Raw genomic sequence first — 25,398 nt, forward strand, 5'->3', positions numbered from 1 at the left:
CGGATACGACGGTATCGTAAGAGAGGCCGGATATACGAACGCAACTTACCCCGTTACACAAAATGCAGAGATGGCTTGCATAACGGGAGGTGTCCATATACGGCTAAGCGCAGCGCAAGCCGGGATTCTCGCCGGCGGGCGTAACTCCATCGAAATTACTGCGGCATCGCCTCGCGCGGGATAATCGCACCGCGATACTGAATCACCGTGCTGGCGGTCAGGTGGCCGCGTTTTGCCGCCGATTCGGCATCGCCGCCGGTCAGGCGCACGGCCAGATAGCCGGCGCTGAATGAATCGCCCGCTGCCGTGGTATCAACGACTTTCTCTTTTGCCAGCTTAACGGCCGGGACTTCCAGCTGCGGCTGTCCGGCAATCGCTACCAGGCAGGAGTCGGCGCCGCGCTTCACCACCACTTCTTCAACGCCAGCGGCGTGAGTGCGGGCAATCACCTCTGCCACTGGCTTCTCGCCCCACAGCGCGTCTTCGTCATCAAGGGTCAGGAACGCAATGTCGGTGCAGGCCAGCATCTGCTGATAAACCTGCTGCGTCTCTTCTTTACTGCTCCACAGGCGCGGACGATAGTTGTTATCAAAGATAACTTTACCGCCGTTTGCCCGGCATTCCCGCAGCAGGGTCAGCAGCTTCTCGCGGCTTGTCGGGCTCAGGATCGCCAGGCTGATGCCGCTGAGGTAAAGATAATCATAGGTCGCCAGCTCTTCGCAGATGGCCGCAGACTGCTCGCTCTCCAGCCAGAACTTCGCTGCGGCTTCATTACGCCAGTAGTAAAACGTACGCTCGCCGGTATCGTCAGTTTCGATGTAGTAGAGGCCCGGTAAACGGTCGGCCATGCGCTGAATCAGGTCCGTCTGGACATTCTCACTCTGCCAGGATTCGAGCATCTGCTGGCTGAAGGTGTCCGTGCCCAGGGCGGTAACATAGTGTACGCCCAGCTCGCTGGCGTCGGTCTGGCGGGCAATGTAGACGGAAGTGTTTAAGGTGTCGCCGCCAAAGCCGCGATTTACCGCCGCGCCTTTCTCTGACAGCTCAATCATGCATTCGCCAATGACGGCAATTTTCTTAGACATAGTGATGACCTGAAATTAAATCAATATTAACCCTAGTGTGCGCTGGGCCGCTTTTATGGTCAATGATATTAAAACAACGTTCCATTATTTTTTTGACCTGACGCGGATTATGTGACGAAAAGCGCATTTGGCAGAGCACCTGACGTTTCTCAACTATATTCATGACTGACGAGACGCAAAAGGAGTGCAGAAGGGATGACCAGAACCCGTAAAACCGTGGCTATTATCCTCGGAACGATAGTCGTACTGATCGTTCTGTTTTTTATTGTAGTGGCGACCTTTGACTGGAATCGCCTGAAGCCGACGATTAATCAGAAAGTGTCGGCCGAGCTGAACCGTCCGTTTGCGATTCGCGGCGATCTGGGCGTCGTGTGGGAGCGCCAGCCCGGCGAAAGAGGCTGGCGAAGCTGGATACCCTGGCCGCACGTGCATGCCGAAGATATTATCCTCGGCAACCCGCCTGACATCCCGCAGGTCACCATGGTTCACCTGCCGCGCGTTGAGGCGACCCTCGCCCCGCTGGCGCTGCTCAGCAAAACGGTCTATCTACCGTGGATTAAGCTTGAACAGCCGGACGCGCGATTGATTCGACTGTCGGAGAAGAGCAACAACTGGACTTTCGACCTGGCTTCGGCGGGAGCGTCTGAGAAAGATGCGGCGCCTTCCAGCTGGTCTTTCCGACTCGACAATATTCTTTTCGATCGCGGCAAGATTGCTATCGATGACAAGGTATCGCGCGCCGATGTGACGATCGTGGTTGATCCGCTCGGTAAACCGCTGGCGTTTAGTGAAGTGACCGGCGAAAAAGGGAAAGGAGCGTCGCAGAAAGTGGGCGATTACGTCTTCGGCCTGCAGGCGAAAGGGAGCTACAACGGGCAGCCGCTCTCCGGTAACGGCAAAATCGGCGGCATGCTGGCGCTGCGCAGCGAAGGGACGCCGTTCCCGCTGCAGGGGGATTTTCGTTCCGGCAATACCCGGGTCGCTTTTACCGGCACGGTCAGCGATCCGCTCAATCTCGGCGGCGTCGATCTGCGCCTCAAGTTTTCCGGTGATTCGCTGGGCGATCTCTACGATCTGACCGGCGTACTGCTGCCGGATACGCCGACTTTCTCTACCGACGGCCATCTGCGCGCCACCTTTAAGGAGAAAAACGGTTCACGCTTCGCCTATCAGGATTTCAATGGCCGTATTGGCGAGAGCGATATCCACGGGTCGCTGATCTACACCACCGGTAAACCCCGGCCTAAGCTGGAGGGCGATCTGGAGTCCAGGCAGCTACGGCTGGCGGATCTGGGGCCGCTGATTGGCGTCGATTCCGGCGGCAAAGGCAGCCAGACTGAACGGCGTAAAGGTGAAGCTTCTCCGCAGCCAGCCGGAAAAGTGTTGCCGTATGACCGCTTTGAAACCGACAAGTGGCAGGTAATGGATGCCGATGTGCGCTTCAAAGGACGGCGGATTGAGCACGGCAGCACGCTACCCATCAGCGACCTTTCTACGCACATCATCCTGCAGCGAGGCGACCTGCGCCTGCAGCCGCTGCGTCTGGGGCTGGCTAACGGTACCCTCGCCGGCAGCATTCATCTTGAAGGGGATAAAAAACCGCTGCAGGGGACGGCCAACCTGCAGGCGCGCCGCCTGAAGCTCAAAGCGCTGATGCCAAACGTGGAGATGATGCAGAAAACGCTCGGCGAAATGAACGGCGATGTTGAGCTTCGCGGCACCGGTAACTCCGTCGCCGCGCTGCTGGGCAACAGTAACGGTAACCTGAAGCTGCTGATGAACGACGGGCTGATTAGCCGTAACCTGATGGAGATCCTCGGCCTGAACGTCGGTAACTTTATTATCGGCCAGATCTTTGGCGATGATGAGGTGCGGGTGAACTGCGCGGCGGCGAATATCGACGTGGTCAACGGCGTCGCCCGGCCGCAGGTGTTCGCGTTTGATACCGAAAACGCGCTGATCAACGTGACCGGGACCGCCAGCTTTGCGTCGGAGCAGCTGGACCTCACTATCGATCCGGAGAGTAAGGGCTTTCGTATTATCACCCTGCGCTCCCCGCTGTACGTTCGCGGCAGCTTTAAGTCGCCGAATGCGGGCGTGAAGGCGGGGCCGCTGATTGCCCGCGGCGCGGTAGCGGCAGCGCTGGCGACGCTGGTGACGCCGGCAGCAGCGCTGCTGGCGCTGATATCACCTGCCGAAGGCGAGGCGAACCAGTGTCGGGCAATCTTGTCGCAGATGAAAAAATAGTCGGGAAGAAGACTCCCCTGGCCGGATGGCCGGGGGAGTGGACGGAGAGTTACAGCGATTGATGACGCGTTTCGTGAGTCAGCAGCAGCGCGATCATCGTCAGCGCCGCCATGGCGGCGAGGTAGAGCCCAACCGCGGGCAGACCGTAGTTGCCCTGCAGCCATGCGGCGATATACGGCGCTACGGACGCCCCGAGGATCGACGAGACGTTGTAGGAGAACGAGGCGCCGGTGTAGCGAACTTCGGTCGGGAATAGCTCCGGCAGCAGCGCGCCCATAGGGCCAAAGGTCAGCCCCATCAGGCTCAGGCCAATCAGCAGGAAGGCAAAGACCAGCAGCGGATTGCCGGAGCCGAGCAGCGGTTTAAAGGCAAACAGCGCGAAGAGGATGATGAGAGTCGTGATCACGACCATGCTCTTACGACGGCCAAAGGCATCCGCCAGCAGGCCCGCCACCGGCACCATCACGCCAAAACCAATGACCGCCATCATCAGCATCCACAGCACTTCGTTGCGCGGCAAGCCGAGACCAATCGGCGCGGCGGCGGTACTGAAGGTCATGGAGTAGACGGTCATGATGTAAAACAGCGTGTAGGTCGCCAGCATGATAAAGGTGCCGAGAACGGTGACGCGTACGTGTTTTGTCAGCAGGGTGCCCAGCGGGATTTTGACCTGTTTCTTCGCGGCGGCTACCTTTGCGAACACCGGCGACTCGTGCAGCGAAACGCGGACGTACAGGCCGATAATGACCAGCACGGCGGAGAAGATAAACGGCATACGCCAGCCCCATTCCATAAACTGCTGGTCGGTCAGCAGCCAGGAGAGCAGCAGGAAGGTGCCGTTAGCGAAGAAGAAGCCGATAGGCGCGCCCAGCTGTGGGAATGAGCCATACAGCGCGCGCTTGCGCGGCGGGGCGTTTTCCGTCGCCAGCAGCGCCGCGCCGCCCCATTCGCCGCCAAGGCCCAGCCCCTGGCCAAAGCGGGCCAGCGCCAGCAGCACCGGCGCCATAATGCCAATGGTTTCATAGCCGGGCAGCAGGCCGATAACTACGGTTGAGATCCCCATCGTCAGCAGCGAGGCCACGAGGGTCGCTTTACGGCCTACGCGGTCGCCGAAATGGCCGAATACCGCAGAACCGATAGGGCGGGCAATAAACGCGATGGCGAAGGTCGCCAGCGATTGTAGCGTCGCGGCGGCGGGATCGCCCTGCGGGAAGAAAATATGCGGAAATACAATGACCGCCGCGGTGGCATAGATATAGAAGTCGAAGAACTCGATGGCGGTGCCAATGAGCGAAGCGACGACGACCTTGTTGCGTGAGTTAACCGGAACGGTTTCCTGAGCATTGTCGAGTGTTGTGGCTGTGGCTTGCATAGATCTTTCTTATTTTTTGCGAACGAAAGGCCATATAGCCACAGCCTTGGGGACATTTCAATCTGTAACAAGGGGACGGGGAGGCTAAAAAACAGGCAAAAAGTGAATAATTTCTGTGCCAGAAAAATAAGTTCTATGAAATGCTTCACACAATTCAAATAATGGTTGATAAAACCAGGTTTAGGTTAAATAAAAGTTACATATTGGATTTATCTGCTGAAATGCCAGGTTGGGCTGAATTTTGCGTCTTTTATTCAGCCCAGTGATGGTTTAGTCGTGGGCTTTGCCCGGCATCCGGCGGTCGTCTTTATACTCGGCGGTCGCAATCCACGCGGCGCAGAAAAGCGTCAGGCGGGCGAAGAAATAGAAGAAGGCCATGATTCCCAGCACCGAGCCGAATGCCGCCCCGGACGGCGACTTGACCAGCGACGGTAGCGTCCAGGTCATGACGATCTTGATTATCTCAAAGCCGACCGCCGCAATCAGGGTGCCGCGAATCAGCGCCCTACGGCGCGGGCGGTGGCGCGGGAGTCGCCAGAAAATCCAGAAAAAGAGCAGATAGTTGGCGAAGATGGAAATGGCCAGGCCAATAAGCCGCCACGCCGGTTTCAGCCACTCGATGTAGTCCAGATAGAGCGCCGAGATAATCATCTGCTGAGCCGACCCGGCGATGGAGGTGATTGACAAGGTGATCACCAGCGCCACCAGCAGGCCGATTAGCGAGATAAAGTCGCGAAAGTACTTCACCCAAATTTTTTCCTGATCCTGCGGCGTACGCTCCCAGACGTCGCGGGACTGGGCGCGAATTGCCTCACGCAGGTTGCCCATCCAGTTAATGCCGGAATAGAGCGCCACCAGCAGACCGACGATGCCGACGGTGGTGCGCTGCTGTACGGCGGTATTGATGGTATTTTTCAGCGTTGCCGCGAGCGTCGGGTCGCTGACGTTAAGCAGGATTTTATCGAAGATGTCCTGTAGCAGCGTAGGATGCGAGGCCAGAACAAAACCGGCTGCTGCAAAAGAGACCATTAGAATCGGGATCATCGATAAAAATGAGAAGTAGGTGATCGCCGCACCAAACTGATTGCCCAGCCTGTCGTTGAAACGCTCTGCGGCGCGGATGAGGTGCGCAATAATGGGGTTACGCTGGACTTTTTCCGCCGTTCCGGTGACGCTTTTTAGCGCCTGGTTGGCTTTTTTCGCCACGGTGGAGTCATTTATCGCAGCCAGGGCGCTTTTATTTTCATCCGGCTGCTGGCCCGGATCCTGGGCTGGTCGTTGGGCGTCGTTTTCCGGCGTCATAAATTATTTCTTCCTTTTTTACAGCGATATTCATCAAAATTATATACGTAAAATCACGGATAAGGCGTGCCGGGGTCATCGGAGGCATGAATACGTTCCTGTTTGCCGCCTGTTCTGCGCTAATCGCTCGCCGGCATTTTGTTTGCGCAGGGCCGCGGAAAATTCATAATTCACTGATAGTTATCTATATTTATCCTGGATAAGGCGTTAGCTGCTACCCGACATAAAATACCGCTACTCCCACAAATACGGATTTTTCATCATGCGGACTCATCAACATAGTTTTTCATGAGCCCGCCCAGCCACTCCATAAACAGATGTACCCGACGTGAAAGGTTGCGCCGGTGCGGATAAATGAGCGAAACCGGCAGCGGCTCGGCGCGGTAGTGGGGCAGAATTTCTATCAGCTCCCCGGTGCGCAGCATTTCACGAACGCCCACCCGGGGTACCTGAATAATCCCCAGCCCCGCCAGGCACGAGGCTTGATAAGTTTCGGTGCTGTTAACCGTCAGAACGCCACCGGTTTTGACCCAGCGGACGGCGCCATCGCTAACCACTTCGAATCCCAGCGGGCGCACGCCCAGATTGCTGGCGTAGTGGATCAGCGCATGATCGGCGAGATCGTCCAGCGACTGCGGGTAGCCAAAGCGGGTGAGATATTGAGGACTGGCGCAGTTGATTTGCGTGAGCTTGCCCAGCGGTCGCGCAATCAGCCCGGAATCTTTCAGCGTACCGACGCGTATCACACAATCAAAACCCTCGCGGATTACGTCAACCAACCTGTCGCTGCTGCTGAGCTCCAGTTCGATGCCGGGATACTGCTGCAGAAATGCCGGCAGTTGCGGAATAACCAGTTTTTTCGCCACGGCGACCGGCATATCGACCCGCAGGCGTCCGCTAATGCTGGAGGGATCGAGCTGAAACATCCCGTCCAGCTCATCGAGATTGCTGAGCAGGTCTCTGGCGCGTTCGTAGTAGACCATACCATCCTGAGTCAGCTGCACCCGGCGGGTGGTGCGATGCAGCAGACGAACGCCAAGATGGTTTTCCAGTGCCTGAATCTGGCGCGAAACGCTCCCTTTAGGCAGGCCAAGCGTATCCGCAGCGCGGGAAAAACTCTCCAGCTCCGCTACTCTGATGAACAGCTGCATTGCGTGAATTTTATCCATTCCGCAGACCTTTTGTTGCTCTTAATGAAACAGTAAAGCGTAATTTTCAGTATTTATTGTTTTTATAGCAGCTAATAAGCTCTTTAACGAGGCAAACGCAACCGAAAAGGGGTTTTCTGATGACACAACGTATCGCTTTGGTGACCGGCGGCAGCCGCGGGCTGGGGAAAAACGCCGCCCTGAAGCTGGCGGAGAAGGGAACCGATATTATTCTGACCTGGCATAGCAACCCGCAGGCGGCGCTTGACGTGGTAGCTGAAATTGAGAAAAAAGGCGTAAAAGCCGCAGCATTACCGTTAAATGTCGGCGATATCACCAGTTTTGATGGTTTTGCACACAAGGTGGGGGAAGTGCTTCAACAACGCTGGCAGCGGGAGACATTCGACTATTTATTAAACAATGCCGGTATTGGCCTGAACGTCGCTTTTGCCGAAACCAGCGAAGCGCAGTTTGATGAATTAATGAACATCCAGTTTAAGGGACCGTTCTTCCTTACCCAGCGTCTGTTACCGCTATTGCAGGATGGGGGACGCATCCTCAACGTTTCCAGCGGACTGGCGCGTTTTGCTCTGCCGGGTTATGCGGCCTATGCCGCGATGAAAGGCGCGATGGAGGTACTGACGCGCTATCAGGCGAAGGAGCTTGGGGAACGCGGAATTTCGGTCAATATCATTGCTCCTGGCGCCATTGAAACCGATTTTGGCGGCGGCGTGGTACGCGATAACCCGCAGGTGAATCAGCATATCGCCGGGCAAACGGCGCTGGGAAGAGTGGGGCAGCCGGATGATATTGGTGATGCTATCGCCGCGCTACTCAGCGACGATCTGCGCTGGATGAACGCCCAGCGCGTTGAGGTCTCTGGCGGAATGTTTTTGTAATCCCCAGCCCCTTCATGGATCATGAAGGGGTATACGCATTTCATGCGCTTTCTTACTCCGTAACACACTTTCCCCGCTTTGCCATCGCCTGCGTTTGCGGGTTCGTTTAAAATAGAAAAATAATATTATATTTATTTTTACCTGCCTGGTTCATTAAGGATTTCCTTAATTTAAATGTAATAAATATTGTGAATAAGTAATGGCGTGAATAAGGCCTGTAACTATTCATTGTTATGATGTTTAGATAATCCTCCCTATCGGTAAAATGCCCCAGGCCAAACAGCGAGTTCTTATTTTATCTTGCTGATATTACCCTTCCCCCTCTTTTAATCGGGCATTTCTTTGTTGGAGATAAATCCATGCAGGTAATCATGTTTGACAGGCAGTCGATATTTATTCACGGAATGAAAATTGGCCTCCAGCAACACATTCCTGAACTTGATATTTTTGGCACCTGTCAGGCGGATCAGCTCTGGCAGAAGCTAACGGCGAATCCTGAAGCACTGCTCATTCTGGATGGCGATATGCACAGCGAGTTTTGCTGCTGGCTACTGCAGGAAAAGCAGCTCCGCTTCCCGGCGACTCAGGTGCTGCTGATCGTGTCCGACGATAATAAAAGCTGGCTACAGCGCGCGCTTTCCTGGAATGTGCGCGGGATCATTCAACGCAGGGAAAGCCTGCAAACATTCGCCCAGGCGATCAACAGCATCATGCATGGCCTGCTCTGTTTGCCGGGCGATTGGCTAATGACGGCGGAAGCGCGGGATAATAAATTGGTTCATTTAAGCCAGCGTCAGCGCGAGATTTTACAGCTGCTGGCGGCGGGAGATTCCAATAAAGAGATTAGCCGCGCCTTAAATATTAGCGCGGGCACGGTCAAGGCGCATCTGGAGTCGCTGTATCGCCGACTGGATGTGAAGAATCGTACCCAGGCGGCGATGGTGTTTAATGGCGTCAGCGAAACTTAATCGGTTGTCGCCTTGAATCTTGCGCACTCTTCACGCCGCTGTTCGTGGCCGCTGCGAATATTTTCCCAGGCGGTCAGCGCCTCAGCAAACCGCTGATGGTTAAGGTGAGTTAAAACAATATCAAGCTCCGGAGACGCCGGGCCGCAGCTAAAGGCTAAAGAGACCAGCGCATCATACTGCGATGGGTTAAGCCTCACCCGCAGGTTGCGCTTAAGCTGGCGCTGGCATTGCACCAGGTCGACGGTAAGCAAGGTCTCCGCGATCTCGCGCGTGAAGTGGTTGAACGTTTCATAATCGTTGAGAACGTGGCCATAGCCAATCACGCGCAGGCCGCTCTCGTCCCGATAGGGGGCGAGTGCTAATCCCTGAGTTCGTTTAATAAAGTCCAGGCCCTGCGGGCTTAGCGACGGTGTTATGGGGGACATGTTCTCTTCCTCTTTGGCTGGCCCGCAGTGTAGAGGAAAAGTTAACCGCGCCCTATTCGCCAGATGGCCCAGGCTGGTTATGCTCGCGGCGCAGCAGGCCGAAAAGCCAATCGTTGTGCCAGCGACCGTTGAGCCAGTAGCATTCACGCAGCTCGCCTTCCTGATGAAAACCAACCTTTAGCAGCAGATTTTTTGACGCAAGATTACCCGCGGTGACGGTCGCCGTCAGCCGCCGGATACCGCCCGTAGTCAAAGCGTACTCGCACAGCGCGCGCAGCGATTCACTGCCGTACCCCTTCCCCTGCGCGTGGGGAGCGAACAGAAAACCCACTTCAGCGCTATCGCCAGCGTGATGCTGGTAGCCGGTGAGGCCAAGGGGAGCATGGGTGAAGCGATCGCGCACGACCAGACACAGCCAGTGGGCCGCGCCCGGGGACCATAAGGGGAGCCGCGAATCAAAAGCCTCACGAATGTCGGCGACCGGGCGAGGATCCGCGACGTAAAGCATCACCTGGGGATCCTGCTGGAGGGCGAGGAAAAAAGGCCAGTCGTCAAGCTGCAGCGGGGAACAGCGCAGACGTGGGGTCATCAATTCTGGCATAGCAGGGTTCCGGCAAAAGTCGATGCCATGAACATAGCAGGACATCGACTGCCGGAACAGTCTGCCGTTACAACGGTTCGCCGTACAGACCAATAAGCCGGCGCACCACGCCATTGGTCCAGCCGAAGCCGTCCTGAAGCGGGTACTCACCCCCTCCGCCTTCGTGGGGAGTGGCGCTGGCGATGTGGTACTTTTCAATCAGCTTAAAGTGCTGTTTATAGAAATGATTCACCGTTTGCAGCCAGCTGTGGGCTATCTCATCGCCGAGCGGATCCTGACCGTACATTTTAAAACCCTGTACCGCCATCCACTGCAGCGGCGCCCAGCCGTTGGGCTTATCCCACTGTTCACCGCTTTGATATTCGGTCGCCATAATACCGCCGGGGGTAAGCAGGCGGGCGCGTACCGCATCGGCAAGCCTGTCGGCCTGATCGTGGGTCGCCATACCGACATAGAGCGCGACGATGCTGGCGGCGGAAAACAGCGCCAGCTGCTCGCGGCGCCAGTCATAATCGCGGAAACAACCGCTTTCGTCATCCCACAGATAGCGGGTCACCGCCGCCCGACGGTCGCTGGCCTTCTGGCGGAAAGCGGCCTCGGTTTCCCGGTCGCCCTTCAGGCCGGAGAGGTTGGCGATGGTATTCTCCAGCTTGAACAGCAAGGCGTTCAGATCAATGGGGATAAACTGGGTAGTGCGGATGCTTGCCAGTCGGGTGATATCGCGCAGCCAGCGGCTGGAGTAATCCCAGCCGGACTCCGCCCCCGCGCGCAGGTCGCGATAAACTTCATTCGGCGGGCGCCCGGAGCGCTTCGCCGTTTCAACATCTTCCCGCCACGACTCATCGCGCGGCGTGTCGCGATCGTCCCAGTAGCGGTTCAGCAAAGAGCCGTCCGGCATACGCACCACGTGACGATACGCCTGATTGGGGATCAGCGATTCCGCGCCGTCCATCCAGAAGCTGTACTCCATTTGCAGGTGGTCAAGGTACCGTTTAGCGCCGCGGACGCCATCTTCTTCAAACAGTTCGACCATCAGGGCAAAGACCGGCGGCTGCGAGCGGCTGAGATAGTAGGTGCGGTTGCCGTTAGGAATATGGCCGTAGATTTCGATCATCCACGCGAAATTATCAGCCATGCATTTCAGCAGGTCTTCGCGGCCGCTTTCCGCCAGCCCCAGCATAGTGAAGTAGGAATCCCAGTAGTAGGTTTCGCTAAAGCGTCCGCCGGGAACAATATATGACTGCGGCAGCGCCAGCAGCGACGACCACGGAATATGATCCTGCGGCTCGCGGGTGAGGATTGGCCACAGATTATCAATATGCTCCTTGAGGGATCGCGTGGGATCGGAGACGTAGTCCTCGGCGCGGCTTTCCGGCAGCCAGAAATGATCTTCCACAAACTGGCGTAAATCGAATCCGGGGGTGCGCCTGATGCGACGATAGTGAATCAAGATATCCAGCGGATCCTGCTTCGGCGCGCAGTCCGGGAAGGTTTTACTATCGGCGAAAATTCGCGATTTCTGGACGTGGGCGAACAGCTCCAGATAACGATCGGCAGGGGTGAGGGCATCCGAGGCGGGCAGCCCTTCAATGATCTCCGGTTCAGGTTCGGCGTCGAACATTTCATCCAGCTTTAACTCATACGGATCGGCTTCGTAGCACGGATCGGTGTCGATCCTGAGCTCATCGTCATCAACGTTGCGTAATTTCTGGCTGAACATAGGGGTACGGACCTCCGGATTGCGTCAGTAGAGGATGCCGGGCACGCCCGACCTGTCTAATAAGCTTAGACATTCGCAGCGGGAAACGAAAAGAGAAGTGTGCGGTAGATCACGCTTTCCTCTGAACAATCGGTTCGGAGTTTTTGCTTTAACTTTTTGATCTACCGGATTAAAACCGTTTTAACCGCTGCGTATTGCGTCGAAAAATTCGGAGATTTCGTTTTGCAACAAAATCTAAATTCCCGGGCGCTGCCGCTATTCAGCCATTACTCCCACGCGGCTTCCAGCAGCTCCAGCAGCTGCTCGCTGGTCAACGTGACCGGGTTAGCCTTCATGGATGAGGAGCTGCTGGCGGCGAGGGCCGCAGGCTCCAGCGCTTCGCGGGGGACGCCGAGATCGCGCAGATTACCCAGACCGGCGCGCTGGCTCCACTCGCGCAGGCTCTCCCATGCGCTGTCAGGATCGGAATCCAGTCCAGCGGCCAGCCACTGGCGTACATCCGCAAAACGCTGGCGGAGGCATTCGTCGCTAATTTGTGCTTCGTTGAGCGCCAGGCCGAAGGGGAGCAGACTACCGCAAAGTGCGCCGTGGGCAGCGTTGCTCAGGCCTCCCAGCGGGCCTGCCAGGCCGTGAACCACGCCGAGTCCGGCATTGGCTAACGCCAGTCCGCCGCACAGGCTGACCCACGCCATCTCATCGCGGCTATCCGGACACTCCTGTTCCATCAGCGTTCTGAGCGCTTTCATGCCGCGCGGGATCGCCTCCCGACAGAGTGCGTCGGTAAAAGGATTCGCGCGGGTGCATAGCCAGGGCTCAATCACCTGGGTGATAGCGTCGAGACCGGAGGCTAAGGTCACCGCGCGCGGCGCGCTGTCGGTGAGGGACGGGTCGATAATCGCCAGGTCCGGCAGCATGCGGTCGTCACGCAGGCTGACCTTGCGCTGCTGCTCGGGGACGTTAATCACCGCGTTCTTTGTGACTTCCGCGCCGGTACCGGCCGTCGTGGGAATGGCGACGAACGGCAGCGGATTGGCCTCTAATATGCGGCCGCTACCCACCACTTCCAGGTATTCGATCGCGGGCCCCTGCGCGGGAACCAGCGCCGCAATGGCTTTGCCCGCATCAATGACCGCGCCGCCGCCGAGGCTGACGATGGCGCCGACGCCTTTTTCCCGTGCCAGACTCACGCCCCGTTCAATATCCTGCAGGCAGGGTTCATGGGCGATAGAGAGTGTGGTGACGTGCAGCCGAAGCGCGTGGAGTTCGCTTAGCAAGCATTCCGCGCGCTGCGGGGTGGCGCCGTGAATCAGCAGAATCTTTGTCGAGCGCCCGGCGAGCCAGGGGGCCGCGCTTAGAGCAAGGCCGCGCCCAAAGCGGATATTGCCCGGTGTTAAAACGTTAAAAGAGGTCAACATGTCGGGTAACCTGTCCTGGAGAAAAATCGTGCAATCCACTATACACATTATCCGGCTGTACATGAGCCGCCGATGCAGTATTGTGAAACAACCATCTCTTTTGATTGAGGAATTGCTGACAATGATAAAAATACTGGGCAAACGCTCATCAATTAACGTGCGTAAGGTACTGTGGACCTGTGAAGAAGCGGGAATAGCATATCAGCAGGAGGATTACGGTAGCGGGTTCCAGTCCATCGAGACTCCGGCGTTTCGCGCCCTTAATCCGAATAGCCTGGTCCCGGTGCTGCTGGATGGCGATTTTGTGCTGTGGGAGTCAAACAGCATCTGCCGCTATCTGGCGCGCAAAGCCGGGCGGGAAGACCTGCTCCCCACGGCGCCGCAGGCTGCCGCCGAGGTTGAGCGCTGGATGGACTGGCAGGCAACGGAATTCAATACTGCCTGGCGCTACGCCTTTATGGGACTGGTGCGCAAGGACCCGCGTTTTCAGGAACCGACGGCTATCAAAGAGAGCATTGTCGCCTGGACCCGCTGCGTGCAGATCCTCAATGCGCAGCTTCAGCAAACCGGGGCATGGGTTGCCGGCAGCCAGTTTACGCTCGCGGATATCGTCCTGGGACTGTCGGTGCATCGCTGGAAAATGACGCCGTTCGCGCATCCGGAAATGGCCGAAGTGGAGCGCTGGTATATGGCGCTGAATCAGCGCCCGGCGTTTAAGCGCCACGGCAATAACGGCGTGGCGTAAAGATAAAAAAAGAAGCTCCGGAGAGCTTCTTTTTCATGTACGGTGCGCGTGTTACCGCATCGTCACAAACTCTTCCGCTGCGGTTGGGTGGATCGCCACGGTATTGTCGAAGTCTTTCTTGGTTGCGCCCATCTTCAGCGCCACCGCGAAGCCCTGCAGCATTTCATCCATACCGAAGCCGATACCGTGAATGCCGACAATTTTCTCTTCCGGGCCGAAGCAGACCAGCTTCATGCGGCACGGCTGGCGGTGTGAAGTGACGGCGGTATACATGGCGGTGAAAGAGGATTTATACACTTTTACCGCCTCATCGCCGTACTGCTCGCGCGCCTGCGGCTCGGTTAAACCGACGGTACCGATTGGCGGATGGCTGAATACCACGGTCGGGATGTTGCTGTAGTCCAGATGTTCGTCCGGCTTGTTGTTAAACAGACGCTCGGAGAGACGGCGGCCGGCGGCAACGGCGACCGGAGTCAGCTCGACGGCACCGGTATTATCGCCGACGGCGTAAATACCCGGAACGTTGGTATTCTGGAATTTATCGACGACGATATAGCCTTTATCGGTGGTTTCCACTCCGGTAGCAGCAAGATTGAAGTTATCGGTTGCCGGTTCGCGACCGATCGCCCAAATCAGGCAGTCCACGGTCTGGCTGCGGCCATCTTCCAGCTCCAGGGTCAGGCTGCCGTCGGCGTTCTTCACTACCGCTTTCGGAATGGCATGGGTATGCAGCTGTGGGCCTTCGGCGTTCATCACCTCAACCAGCGTTTCAACGATCAGCGGATCGAAGCTACGCAGCGGCGCGTGTTTACGCACGAACAGATGGGTCTCCGCGCCCAGTCCGTTAATCACGCCCGCCAGCTCAACGGCGATATAGCCCGCGCCGACTACCGCAACGCGCTTCGGCAGCGCCGGCAGTTCGAAGAAACCATCGGAATCAATACCGTACTCGACGCCGGGAATGCTCGGATGGCTCGGACGGCCGCCGGTGGCGATCAGAATATGGTCGGCGGTTATCGTCTCGCCGTTAACTTCGACGGTTTTCGCATCGACAAAACGGGCGAAGCCTTTAATGACATCGACCTTGTTTTTGCCCAGCACGTTATCGTAAGAGGTGTGGATACGATCGATATAGGCGCTACGGCTGGCGACCAGCTTATCCCAGTCGAAGTGATTAATTGTGGTATCAAAACCGTAATCCGGGCCATACAGATGGATGGCTTCACGGATCTGCGCCGCATGCCACATCACTTTCTTCGGTACGCAGCCGACGTTCACGCAGGTGCCGCCCAGGTCTTTGGCTTCAATCAGCGCACACTTTTGGCCGTACATAGCGGCACGGTTAATGGAGGCGATACCGCCGCTGCCGCCGCCAATGGCGATATAGTCATAATGCTTGCTCATGAGTCTTATCCTTAATGTCTGATTGGCGCGATTGTATACCTGAAATCACCAGGTTCCACCGATTGCTGTGATTGTTACTCAGGCACGATCCAGCTGACGGTGGCATGGCCGATACCGGTCGGCACCAGCTTTTTATGTAGCCAGGGCAGAACGTTGTTCATCTGCTGCTCCAGCTTCCACGGCGGGTTGATGACGATCATCCCGGAGGCGGTCATCCCGCGCTGGTCGCTATCCGGACGCACCGCCAGCTCGATTTGCAGAATTTTGCGAATGCCGGTGGCCTCTAACTCTTTGATCATGCGCTTAATCTGCGCACGCAGTACGACCGGATACCACAGCGCGTAGGTGCCGGTAGCAAAGCGTTTGTAGCCTTCATGAATTCCGGTGACCACCGCCTGGTAGTCACTTTTGATTTCATAAGGCGGGTCGATTAGCACCAGGCCACGACGAGATACCGGCGGCAGCTTAGATTTCAGCTGCTGATAGCCATCGGTTTTTTCAACCCGGGCGCGGTCGTCTTTCTGAAACTCCGCGCGCAGCAGCGGAAAATCGCTGGGATGCAGTTCTGTCATTTGCAGGCTATCCTGCTCGCGCAGCAGCTGGCGGGCAATCAGCGGAGAGCCGGGGTAGTAGCGCAGCTGGCCGCTACGGTTGAAGTGCTGGACCACGGAGATATACGGCTCCAGCTCGGCGGGCAGGTCATCCTGCTGCCAGATGCGGGCGATACCTTCGAGATACTCACCGGTGCGCTCGGCATGTTCGCTGCTCAGCTGATAGCGGCCAGCGCCGGCGTGGGTGTCCAGATAGAGAAACGGTTTTTCTTTCTCTTTGAGCGATTCAATGATCAGGCTCTGAACGGTGTGTTTTAGAACGTCGGCGTGGTTGCCTGCGTGAAAGCTGTGGCGATAACTGAGCATGGATGCGGTGATTCCGGGAATTAAACAAGATAACCGATAGTTTACCGCAGATCCGCCTGGATTACCGCTGCGGTACCGTGCTGTTTTAATTCCTGCTGGTGTTGTGTGAGAAGCGACTCCCCGGAGGCGGTGCTGGCGCACCTGTCCGGGCTACCGGCCCGCAGCCAGCTGATGATTGCGGAATTAGCTCTCTTTTGTGGGTTTTACCGCCGGCAGGGCGCGATGCATCGGCACCGGCAGCCAGGCGCGAATTAATAATCCGCCGCGTTCGCTGGAGCCAAGTTCCAGCTTGCCGTTATGGTTATCGATGATGCGCTGAACGATAGCCAGCCCAAGGCCGGTTCCGCTAATCGTTCGGGCGCTGTCACCGCGAACGAAAGGCTGGAACAGATGTTCGCGCTGCTCCGGCTTGATTCCCGGTCCATCGTCTTCGACCTGGAACCAGGCCCGGTTACCTTCGCTGCCGCTGCTGACCTTGATCCAGCCGTTGCCGTAGCGGGCGGCGTTGACCACCATATTCGCCAGCGCGCGCTTGATGGAGAGCGGATGCACGCGCAGCGGGATCTCTCCCGGCTGCAGATCGGTAGCGATTTCCCGCTCATAGCCGCTCTCCGCCGCAATCACTTCGCCCAGCACCGCATTCAGGTCCACCAGCTCCACCGGCATCTCCTGACCGGTGCGCAGATAGTCGATAAACTGCTCGATAATGGCGTTGCACTCTTCGATATCTTTATTAATCGACTCGGCGAGGTAGCCGTCCTCTTCGCCCATCATTTCCGTCGCCAGACGGATACGCGTGAGCGGAGTCCGTAAATCGTGGCTCACCCCGGCCATCAGCAGCGTACGGTCGTCCGCCAGTTGCTTAACGCCTGCGGCCATATGGTTAAAGGCACGTGTCACCGAACGCACCTCTGATGCGCCGTATTCGCGCAGCGGTGGAGGGATAATCCCTCGCCCGACCTGCAGCGCGGCGTGCTCCAGATCGACCAGCGGTCGATTCTGTATACGAATAAAGAGCCAGGCGCCGCCAATCGCCAGCAGCATGATCGCCAGGGTGTAGCGGAACAGCGGCGAGAAGTCGCCCTGGTGGATTTCGGTCAGCGGTACGCGCACCCAGATATTGGGGGAAAGCCAGGTTTTCAGCCACACCACGGGGGAGCTTTTGTTGACCTCAACCCGCACTTCGGTCGGCCCGCCGAGCTGGTGCGCCATCTGCTGGCTTAAGAATTCATAATGCTGCGCCCAGCGCAGGCCTGCGTCTTCCGCCGCTTCGTTGGAATAGAGCGAAATGCCCAGCTCGCGGTAAATTTCGCGGCGAAACGCCGGCGGAACCACCAGCTGGGTGCCGTCTTCCAGCTGCAGTTTATCGGTCATCAGCATACGCACTTCGTAGGCCAGAACCTTATTAAACTGCTGGAGACTGGGCAGGATCGCGAAATTCAGCACCACTAAATAGGTCGTCACCAGGCTGGCGAACAGCAGGGTGACGATCAGTAGCAGGGTACGGGCAAACGAGCTTCGCGGCGAAAAGCGCACGCGTTTCATGCCTTAGAGCCGTCCGGGACGAAAACGTAGCCCAGGCCCCATACGGTCTGGATATAGCGAGGATGCGCAGGATCTTCTTCCACCATGCGGCGCAGGCGTGAGATTTGTACGTCGATGGAACGCTCCATGGCTGAATACTCACGGCCGCGGGCGAGGTTCATCAGCTTATCGCGGGACAGCGGTTCGCGCGGATGGCTCACCAGCGCTTTTAGCACCGCGAATTCACCGCTGGTCAGCGGCATGGGTTCATCTTCACGGAACATTTCGCGGGTGCCGAGGTTCAGCTTGAATTTACCAAAGGCGATAACCGCCTCTTCCTGCGAGGGCGCGCCCGGCAGTTCGTTGGCCTGACGGCGCAGCACGGCGCGGATACGGGCCAGCAGCTCGCGCGGGTTGAACGGTTTTGGGATATAGTCGTCGGCGCCGATTTCCAGGCCCACGATTCGGTCAACTTCTTCCCCTTTCGCCGTGACCATGATGATCGGCATCGGGTTGCTCTGACTGCGCAGGCGGCGGCAAATGGACAAGCCATCTTCGCCCGGCAGCATAAGATCCAGCACCATCAGGTGGAAGGATTCGCGGGTCAGCAGGCGATCCATCTGTTCAGCGTTCGCCACGCTACGAACCTGGAAGCCCTGCTCGGTCAGATAACGTTCGAGTAGCGCACGCAGGCGCATGTCGTCATCGACAACCAGAATCTTATAATTCTCTTGCATTGTTTATACTCCCAAAGGTTCACTGCAATTGTCAGTACGTATTCTCAAAAAAGCCCGGGTCGCCCACCAGCGAAATCTGGTATATATTCCAGGCTAAATTGTTACAAAGCATATTTAACAGCAGCTTAAGTATACATTTAAGCATAAGACGCATTATTTATCCTGTTGCTATTATGACGCGCGACGAATTGTGCGCAGCATTGCACAAAGATTTGTAATCAGGAGCCGTAACCTTCGATGAAAACGCCGCTGATCACCCGTGAAGGGTATGAAAAACTGAAGAAAGAGATGGATACCCTGTGGCGCGAAGAACGTCCGGAAGTCACTAAAAAAGTGACCTGGGCGGCGAGCCTTGGCGACCGCAGCGAAAACGCCGACTATCAGTACAATAAAAAGCGCCTGCGTGAAATCGACCGCCGGGTGCGCTATCTGACCAAATGCCTCGAACAGCTGAAAATCGTCGATTATTCGCCGCAGCAGGAAGGAAAGGTCTTTTTCGGCGCCTGGGTAGAGATTGAAAACGATGCGGGTGAGACGAAGCGCTTTCGGATTGTCGGCTACGATGAAATCTTTGGCCGCAATGACTACATCTCCATTGATTCGCCAATGGCGCGCGCGCTGCTGAAAAAAGAGGTCGGCGATTTAGCTATCGTTAACACGCCCGCGGGCGAGGCTGCCTGGTACGTGAACGAAATTGAATACGTCAAAGCTAAATAGGTGCGGAACATTCCGAGAGGCTTGGGTCGCGGCTGGCATTTTAGCGTGCCAGTCCGTATAACTATCCCCCTGATTTTTGATCCTAAAGATGAATTAAACCGATGATGAATGATTCGCTCTGCCGCATTATTGCGGGTGAACTTCAGGCCAGGGCTGAACAGGTAGAAGCTGCCGTTCGCCTGCTTGATGAAGGGAATACCGTGCCGTTTATCGCACGCTATCGTAAAGAAGTCACCGGCGGTCTGGATGACACGCAGCTGCGTAATCTGGAAACCCGCCTGGGTTACCTGCGAGAACTCGAAGACCGTCGTCAGGCGATCCTGAAGTCCATCGGCGAGCAGGGCAAGCTGACCGAGGCGCTGGAAAAAGCCATCAACGGGACGCTGAGTAAGACCGAGCTCGAAGACCTCTATCTGCCGTACAAGCCGAAGCGCCGCACTCGCGGGCAGATCGCCATTGAGGCCGGGCTGGAGCCGCTGGCCGAGCTGCTGTGGAACGAGCCCTCTCATGACCCGGAAACCGAAGCTGCCAAATATATCGACGCTGATAAAGGCATCGCGGACAGCAAAGCTGCCCTCGATGGCGCGCGCTATATTCTGATGGAGCGCTTTGCTGAAGATGCGGGCCTGCTGGCGAAAGTGCGCGACTATCTGTGGAAAAACGCCCATCTGGTGGCCACCGTCGTTAGCGGCAAAGAAGAGGAAGGTGCGAAATTCCGCGACTACTTCGATCACCATGAACCGATCTCCAGCGTGCCGTCGCACCGCGCGCTGGCGATGTTCCGCGGCCGTAACGAAGGCGTGCTGCAGCTCTCTTTGAACGCTGACCCGCAGTTCGATGAGCCGCCAAAAGAGAGCCACGGCGAGCAGATTATTATCGACCATCTCGGCCTGCGCTTGAATAACGCTCCGGCAGACGGCTGGCGTAAGGGCGTGGTGAGCTGGACGTGGCGTATCAAGGTGCTGATGCACCTGGAAACCGAGCTGATGGGCACCGTGCGCGAACGCGCGGAAGACGAAGCCATTAACGTCTTTGCCCGCAACCTGCACGACCTGCTGATGGCCGCGCCGGCCGGACTACGCGCCACCATGGGGCTCGATCCTGGCCTGCGCACCGGCGTAAAAGTCGCCGTCGTTGACGGCACCGGCAAACTGGTGGCTACCGATACCATCTACCCGCATACCGGACAGGCCGCCAAAGCGGCGGTAGCGGTTGCCGCACTGTGCGAAAAGTACAACGTTGAGCTGGTAGCGATAGGCAACGGTACCGCTTCGCGTGAAACCGAGCGCTTCTTCCTCGACGTCCAGAAGCAGTTCCCGAAAGTGACCGCGCAGAAGGTCATCGTCAGCGAAGCGGGCGCATCCGTGTATTCCGCCTCCGAGCTGGCGGCGCAGGAGTTCCCGGACCTCGACGTTTCCCTGCGCGGCGCGGTCTCTATCGCCCGCCGGCTCCAGGACCCGTTGGCCGAACTGGTGAAGATCGACCCGAAATCCATCGGCGTCGGCCAGTATCAGCATGACGTCAGCCAGACCCAACTGGCGCGTAAGCTGGACGCGGTGGTGGAAGACTGCGTGAACGCCGTTGGCGTCGATCTGAATACCGCATCCGTTCCGCTGCTCACCCGCGTTGCCGGCCTGACCCGCATGATGGCGCAGAATATCGTCTCCTGGCGCGATGAGAACGGTCAGTTCCAGAACCGCCAGCAGCTTCTGAAGGTTAGCCGTCTGGGGCCGAAGGCCTTTGAACAGTGCGCGGGCTTCCTGCGTATCAACCATGGCGATAACCCGCTGGATGCCTCAACCGTGCACCCGGAAGCGTACCCGGTGGTGGAGCGCATTCTGGCGGCGACTCAGCAGGCGCTGAAAGATTTGATGGGCAACAGCAGCGAGCTACGTCATCTGAAAGCCGTTGATTTTACTGATGAGAAATTCGGCGTGCCGACGGTCACCGACATCATCAAAGAGCTGGAAAAACCGGGCCGCGACCCGCGCCCGGAGTTTAAAACCGCCCAGTTTGCCGATGGCGTAGAAACGATGAACGACCTGCTGCCGGGGATGATCCTCGAAGGCGCGGTGACCAACGTCACCAACTTCGGCGCGTTTGTTGATATCGGCGTTCACCAGGACGGCCTGGTGCATATCTCTTCCCTTTCGAACAAGTTCGTTGAAGACCCGCATACGGTGGTGAAAGCGGGGGATATCGTGAAGGTCAAAGTGATGGAAGTTGATCTGCCGCGCAAGCGTATCGCGCTGACGATGCGTCTGGATGAACAGCCCGGCGACAGCAACGCGCGCCGCGGCGGTGGGAACGATCGCCCTCATGGCAACCGCCCGGCGGCGAAGGCTGCTAAACCTCGCGGTCGTGAGACGCAGCCTGCGGGCAACAGCGCGATGATGGACGCGCTGGCGGCGGCGATGGGTAAAAAACGCTAAACTCTCCGGCCCCTTTTGTCGAGGGGCCGCATTTCTTCCGGCATTCGCCATATTGTGCAAACAAGCATCAGTATTTTCTTATAACGTCGTAATAAGCGCGAAATGCGGACGGTGAGATTATTATTTTCATTTCGTTAACTATCGAAACCTTAATTAAACATTTGGTCATTAAGAATTATTATTATTTCGACGCCTGTTACAAAATAGAGTTTGCTCAATATCAACAAAAGCTCAATCTCCTGTTTAAAAAAACAATCGACCGCATTATATGTATTGATGATAAAAACTATTCTCATTATCATTATTTGCATTGAATATTTTTTATTCTTCGTTGGCTACGGTCCCTTGCGCCGCATCTTCGGCGCGTACGGAAAACTCTTTTTCAGTTGGCGATACACAAGTAGGTCCTATGCAATTCACACCTGATAGTGCGTGGAAAATCATTGGTTTCTCCCGCGATATTAGTCCGGCGTATCGGCAGAAACTGCTGTCCCTCGGAATGCTGCCGGGTTCATCTTTTAATGTGGTTCGCGTGGCGCCGCTCGGCGACCCTATCCATATTGAAACCCGACGCGTGAGCCTGGTATTACGTAAAAAGGATCTTGCGTTAATTGAGCTGGAAGCGGTTGCACAATAATGCCTGACCGGCACTAAGAGCATGAATATGAAAAAATTAACCCTTGGTTTAATTGGTAATCCTAATTCCGGTAAGACTACCCTGTTTAACCAGCTCACCGGTGCGCGTCAGCGCGTTGGTAACTGGGCGGGGGTGACCGTTGAGCGTAAAGAGGGGGGCTTCAACACCACCGATCATCAGGTCACGCTGGTGGATCTTCCGGGCACCTATTCGCTAACCACTATCTCCTCGCAAACCTCGCTGGATGAGCAGATTGCCTGCCACTATATTCTCAGCGGCGACGCCGACATGCTGATTAACGTGGTCGATGCGTCCAATCTGGAACGTAACCTCTATCTGACGCTGCAGCTGCTGGAGCTGGGCATCCCCTGCGTCGTCGCGCTGAACATGCTCGATATCGCGGAAAAACAGAACATCCGTATCGATGTCGACGCGCTGGCCGCCCGCCTCGGGTGCCCGGTTATTCCGCTGGTTTCCACCCGTGGACGCGGTATTGAAGCCCTGAAAATGGCGATCGATCGCCATCAGCAAAATCAGCCTGTAGAACTGGTGCACTATCCGCAGCCGCTGCTGCGCGAAGCGGACAAGCTGGCGCAGGTCATGTCCGGGGAGATCCCGCAGCGCCAGCGTCGGTGGCTGGGCTTACAGATGCTTGAAGGCGATATTTACAGCCGCGCCTACGCCGGTGATGCCGCCCATAAGCTGGACGTGGCCCTGGCGCACCTGAGCGAAGAGCTGGATGACCCCGCGCTGCATATCGCCGATGCCCGTTACCAAAGCATTGCTGCTATTTGCGATGCGGTCAGTAACACGCTTACCGCCGAGCCCAGCCGCTTTACCGCAGCGATGGATAAAGTCATCCTCAACCGTTTTCTCGGACTGCCGGTCTTCCTGTTCGTTATGTATCTGATGTTCTTACTGGCGATCAATATCGGCGGCGCGTTGCAGCCCATTTTCGACGCCGGTTCCGTGGCGATCTTTATCCACGGCATTCAGTGGATTGGCTATACCCTGCATTTCCCGGACTGGCTGACCGTTTTCCTCGCCCAGGGGATTGGCGGGGGGATCAATACCGTGCTGCCGCTGGTGCCGCAAATCGGCATGATGTATCTGTTCCTCTCCTTCCTTGAAGATTCCGGCTATATGGCGCGGGCGGCGTTTGTGATGGACCGCCTGATGCAGGCGCTGGGGTTGCCGGGGAAATCCTTCGTGCCGTTAATCGTGGGTTTTGGCTGTAACGTCCCTTCGGTGATGGGCGCGCGTACGCTTGATGCGCCGCGCGAGCGTCTGATGACCATTATGATGGCGCCGTTTATGTCCTGCGGCGCGCGGCTGGCGATTTTTGCCGTCTTTGCCGCCGCCTTTTTCGGCCAGAATGGCGCGCTGGCGGTCTTCTCGCTGTACGTGCTGGGTATCGTGATGGCGATTGCCACCGGTCTTATGCTGAAGCATACCATTATGCGCGGCGAAGCTTCGCCGTTCGTCATGGAGCTGCCGGTGTACCACGTTCCGCACGTGAAGAGCCTGATTATTCAGACCTGGCAGCGCCTGAAAGGCTTCGTGCTGCGCGCGGGTAAAGTGATCGTTATCGTCAGTATCTTCCTCAGCGCGCTGAACAGCTTCTCGCTGAGCGGTAAGATCGTCGATAACATCAACGACTCGGCGCTGGCGTCGGTCAGCCGGGTGATTACCCCGGTGTTTAGACCGATTGGCGTACATGAGGATAACTGGCAGGCGACCGTCGGACTGTTCACCGGCGCGATGGCCAAGGAAGTCGTGGTAGGGACGCTGAACACCCTCTACACCGCCGAAGATATCCAGAACGAAGAGTTCAATCCGCAGACGTTTAGCCTCGGCGATGAGCTGCTGGCTGCAGTGGACGAGACCTGGCAGAGCCTGAAAGATACGTTCAGCCTGAGCGTGCTGGCCAACCCCATCGAAGCCAGTAAAGGCGACGGCGAAATGGAAACCGGTGCGATGGGCGTGATGGGAAGCAAATTCGGCAGCGCTGCGGCGGCGTATAGCTACCTGATTTTCGTCCTGCTCTATATTCCCTGCATCTCGGTTATGGGGGCGATTGCCCGCGAGTCGAGCCGCGGCTGGATGATGTTCTCCGTCCTGTGGGGGCTGAATATCGCTTATTCGCTCTCTACGCTGTACTACCAGACCGTCAGCTTTAGCCAGCATCCGCGCTACAGCCTGGTATGCATTCTGGCGGTGGTGCTGTTCAATATCGTGGTCTTTGGCCTGCTGCGCAGAGCGCGTAGCCGGGTGGACGTTTCGCTGCTGGCGACGCGCAAAACGCCGTCTTCCTGCTGCCAGAGTCCTGCTGGCGATTGCCACTAAGGAGCGATGATGGCGTCGTTAATTGAAGTTCGCGATATGCTCGCCCTGCAGGGAAGGATGGAAGCAAAGCAGATCAGCGCCCGCCTGCGTGCGCCGCAGCCGTTAATCGACGCCATGCTGGGCCGCCTGGAAGCAATGGGTAAAGCGGTGAAAACCACCGAAGATGCCGATGGCTGCCTCTCCGGAAGCTGTAAAAGCTGCCCGGAAGGCAAGGCCTGCCTGCGGGAGTGGTGGTCGCTGCGCTGAGATGTTTTCCGGTGTTTTTTCCGGAGGCGATGCTGCGCATCTGTCCGGGCTACGAGTTTGTGCGGTTTTGGGTTTGGTAGCCTGGACAGGCGCAACGCGCCGCCTCCGGGGAAGCCTCTGCGCCCTCGGGTGCAAGCGGGTCGTGAGACCCGCTTTCTGGCTTACTTGTAGACGTCCGCGTTAGCGTGAACCGTTTTTTCGTTCTTCTCGCCGGCAATTACCACGAAATAAGTGCCGCCCAGCTCATCCGCTTTTTTCGACAGATCGCGCTTTGCATCCATCGGAGAGGTTGTTCTTGAGGTCGTAATGGAACCGATTTTAGTCAGGTTCATCTTAGCCACTTCGTCTTTTTGGATCTCCTTGGCGGCGAACGCGCCAAAGGACAGGGAGCCAATCACCAGAGATGCAACAATTCCTGTAACAAGTTTCATAGCCTCTACTCTCCATTAGGTTGTTTTTTTAGGTCGCGGGTCCGGCGTGAAATAGTCAACCTCCGCAACAACCTAAGTAT

The 25,398-nt window shown here is 57.0% G+C and carries 22 protein-coding genes; 9 read left to right on the forward strand and 13 right to left on the reverse strand.

The window, feature by feature from the left end; all coding sequences use genetic code 11:
• Positions 1-155: 155 nt before the first annotated feature.
• Positions 156-1,085, reverse strand: a complete 930-nt coding sequence (locus tag ACSIPU_RS21385) for a sugar kinase (protein WP_004106695.1) — start codon at positions 1,083-1,085, stop codon at positions 156-158.
• A gap of 195 nt (positions 1,086-1,280) precedes the next feature.
• Between ACSIPU_RS21385 and ACSIPU_RS21390 the strand changes: the two genes are divergently transcribed.
• Positions 1,281-3,332: an AsmA family protein gene (locus ACSIPU_RS21390; RefSeq protein WP_004106693.1), complete on the forward strand. Its 2,052-nt coding sequence runs from the start codon at positions 1,281-1,283 to the stop codon at positions 3,330-3,332.
• A gap of 49 nt (positions 3,333-3,381) precedes the next feature.
• On the opposite strand, the gene ACSIPU_RS21395 is transcribed toward ACSIPU_RS21390, so the two are convergent.
• The 3 genes from ACSIPU_RS21395 to ACSIPU_RS21405 form a co-directional block, all read right to left on the reverse strand.
• Positions 3,382-4,704 (reverse strand): MFS transporter, encoded by a 1,323-nt coding sequence (locus tag ACSIPU_RS21395; protein WP_004106691.1) that lies wholly within the window; start codon positions 4,702-4,704, stop codon positions 3,382-3,384.
• Positions 4,705-4,974: 270 nt separating this feature from the next.
• Positions 4,975-6,006: an inner membrane protein YhjD gene (gene yhjD, locus ACSIPU_RS21400; protein WP_004106689.1), complete on the reverse strand. Its 1,032-nt coding sequence runs from the start codon at positions 6,004-6,006 to the stop codon at positions 4,975-4,977.
• Positions 6,007-6,266: 260 nt separating this feature from the next.
• Entirely contained in the window at positions 6,267-7,175 is a 909-nt protein-coding gene (locus ACSIPU_RS21405; RefSeq protein WP_004106688.1) for a LysR family transcriptional regulator, read from the reverse strand.
• Positions 7,176-7,294: 119 nt separating this feature from the next.
• Here ACSIPU_RS21405 and ACSIPU_RS21410 point away from each other — a divergent pair, with 119 nt between their 5' ends.
• Together ACSIPU_RS21410 and ACSIPU_RS21415 are read left to right on the forward strand one after the other, a co-directional pair.
• Positions 7,295-8,053, forward strand: a complete 759-nt coding sequence (locus ACSIPU_RS21410) for an SDR family NAD(P)-dependent oxidoreductase (protein WP_004106687.1) — start codon at positions 7,295-7,297, stop codon at positions 8,051-8,053.
• A 359-nt stretch (positions 8,054-8,412) separates the two neighbouring features.
• On the forward strand, positions 8,413-9,021 hold the full coding sequence (locus ACSIPU_RS21415) for a response regulator transcription factor (protein WP_004106686.1): 609 nt from the start codon (positions 8,413-8,415) through the stop codon (positions 9,019-9,021).
• Here the strand turns inward: ACSIPU_RS21415 and ACSIPU_RS21420 are convergent.
• From ACSIPU_RS21420 to ACSIPU_RS21435, 4 genes are all read right to left on the reverse strand, one after another.
• Positions 9,018-9,446 carry a lysozyme gene (locus tag ACSIPU_RS21420; RefSeq protein WP_004106685.1) on the reverse strand — a complete coding sequence of 143 codons (429 nt, stop codon included), beginning with the start codon at positions 9,444-9,446 and terminating at the stop codon, positions 9,018-9,020. The genes ACSIPU_RS21415 and ACSIPU_RS21420 overlap by 4 nt on opposite strands.
• 52 nt (positions 9,447-9,498) lie before the next feature.
• On the reverse strand, positions 9,499-10,047 hold the full coding sequence (locus ACSIPU_RS21425) for a GNAT family N-acetyltransferase (RefSeq protein ID WP_004106684.1): 549 nt from the start codon (positions 10,045-10,047) through the stop codon (positions 9,499-9,501).
• A gap of 67 nt (positions 10,048-10,114) precedes the next feature.
• The gene (locus tag ACSIPU_RS21430; protein ID WP_004106683.1) at positions 10,115-11,767 is read right to left on the reverse strand and encodes an alpha,alpha-trehalase; all 1,653 of its coding nucleotides are present in this window, start codon (positions 11,765-11,767) and stop codon (positions 10,115-10,117) included.
• Between the two features lie 266 nt (positions 11,768-12,033).
• On the reverse strand, positions 12,034-13,182 hold the full coding sequence (locus ACSIPU_RS21435) for an iron-containing alcohol dehydrogenase (protein ID WP_047720535.1): 1,149 nt from the start codon (positions 13,180-13,182) through the stop codon (positions 12,034-12,036).
• 121 nt (positions 13,183-13,303) lie between these two features.
• Between ACSIPU_RS21435 and ACSIPU_RS21440 the strand changes: the two genes are divergently transcribed.
• Positions 13,304-13,927 carry a glutathione S-transferase family protein gene (locus ACSIPU_RS21440; protein WP_004106681.1) on the forward strand — a complete coding sequence of 208 codons (624 nt, stop codon included), beginning with the start codon at positions 13,304-13,306 and terminating at the stop codon, positions 13,925-13,927.
• Between the two features lie 51 nt (positions 13,928-13,978).
• On the opposite strand, the gene gorA is transcribed toward ACSIPU_RS21440, so the two are convergent.
• From gorA to ompR, 4 genes are all read right to left on the reverse strand, one after another.
• Positions 13,979-15,331: a glutathione-disulfide reductase gene (gene gorA, locus ACSIPU_RS21445; protein ID WP_047720536.1), complete on the reverse strand. Its 1,353-nt coding sequence runs from the start codon at positions 15,329-15,331 to the stop codon at positions 13,979-13,981.
• Positions 15,332-15,405: 74 nt separating this feature from the next.
• On the reverse strand, positions 15,406-16,248 hold the full coding sequence (locus ACSIPU_RS21450; protein ID WP_017145277.1) for a 23S rRNA (adenine(2030)-N(6))-methyltransferase RlmJ: 843 nt from the start codon (positions 16,246-16,248) through the stop codon (positions 15,406-15,408).
• 183 nt (positions 16,249-16,431) lie between these two features.
• Positions 16,432-17,793, reverse strand: a complete 1,362-nt coding sequence (gene envZ, locus ACSIPU_RS21455; RefSeq protein ID WP_004106678.1) for a two-component system sensor histidine kinase EnvZ — start codon at positions 17,791-17,793, stop codon at positions 16,432-16,434.
• On the reverse strand, positions 17,790-18,509 hold the full coding sequence (ompR, locus tag ACSIPU_RS21460) for an osmolarity response regulator transcription factor OmpR (protein WP_001157751.1): 720 nt from the start codon (positions 18,507-18,509) through the stop codon (positions 17,790-17,792). The genes envZ and ompR overlap by 4 nt, the downstream gene beginning before the upstream one ends.
• Before the next feature lie 237 nt (positions 18,510-18,746).
• Here ompR and greB point away from each other — a divergent pair, with 237 nt between their 5' ends.
• The 5 genes from greB to feoC all read left to right on the forward strand — a co-directional run bounded on the left by greB (position 18,747) and on the right by feoC (position 24,887).
• Positions 18,747-19,226 carry a transcription elongation factor GreB gene (gene greB, locus ACSIPU_RS21465; RefSeq protein WP_004106676.1) on the forward strand — a complete coding sequence of 160 codons (480 nt, stop codon included), beginning with the start codon at positions 18,747-18,749 and terminating at the stop codon, positions 19,224-19,226.
• A gap of 101 nt (positions 19,227-19,327) precedes the next feature.
• Positions 19,328-21,658: a Tex family protein gene (locus ACSIPU_RS21470; RefSeq protein ID WP_049591483.1), complete on the forward strand. Its 2,331-nt coding sequence runs from the start codon at positions 19,328-19,330 to the stop codon at positions 21,656-21,658.
• A gap of 409 nt (positions 21,659-22,067) precedes the next feature.
• Complete coding sequence (feoA, locus tag ACSIPU_RS21475; protein WP_004106673.1) at positions 22,068-22,295, forward strand: ferrous iron transporter A; 228 nt, start codon at positions 22,068-22,070, stop codon at positions 22,293-22,295.
• 27 nt (positions 22,296-22,322) lie between these two features.
• Positions 22,323-24,641, forward strand: a complete 2,319-nt coding sequence (feoB, locus tag ACSIPU_RS21480; protein ID WP_196557652.1) for a Fe(2+) transporter permease subunit FeoB — start codon at positions 22,323-22,325, stop codon at positions 24,639-24,641.
• Positions 24,642-24,650: 9 nt separating this feature from the next.
• Complete coding sequence (gene feoC, locus ACSIPU_RS21485) at positions 24,651-24,887, forward strand: [Fe-S]-dependent transcriptional repressor FeoC (protein ID WP_004106668.1); 237 nt, start codon at positions 24,651-24,653, stop codon at positions 24,885-24,887.
• Between the two features lie 161 nt (positions 24,888-25,048).
• On the opposite strand, the gene ACSIPU_RS21490 is transcribed toward feoC, so the two are convergent.
• On the reverse strand, positions 25,049-25,318 hold the full coding sequence (locus tag ACSIPU_RS21490) for a YdgH/BhsA/McbA-like domain containing protein (protein ID WP_004106665.1): 270 nt from the start codon (positions 25,316-25,318) through the stop codon (positions 25,049-25,051).
• Positions 25,319-25,398 lie beyond the last annotated feature (80 nt).

Origin of the sequence: Klebsiella sp. HN106, assembly GCF_051209435.1 — a bacterium.
GTDB lineage: Bacteria > Pseudomonadota > Gammaproteobacteria > Enterobacterales > Enterobacteriaceae > Klebsiella > Klebsiella oxytoca.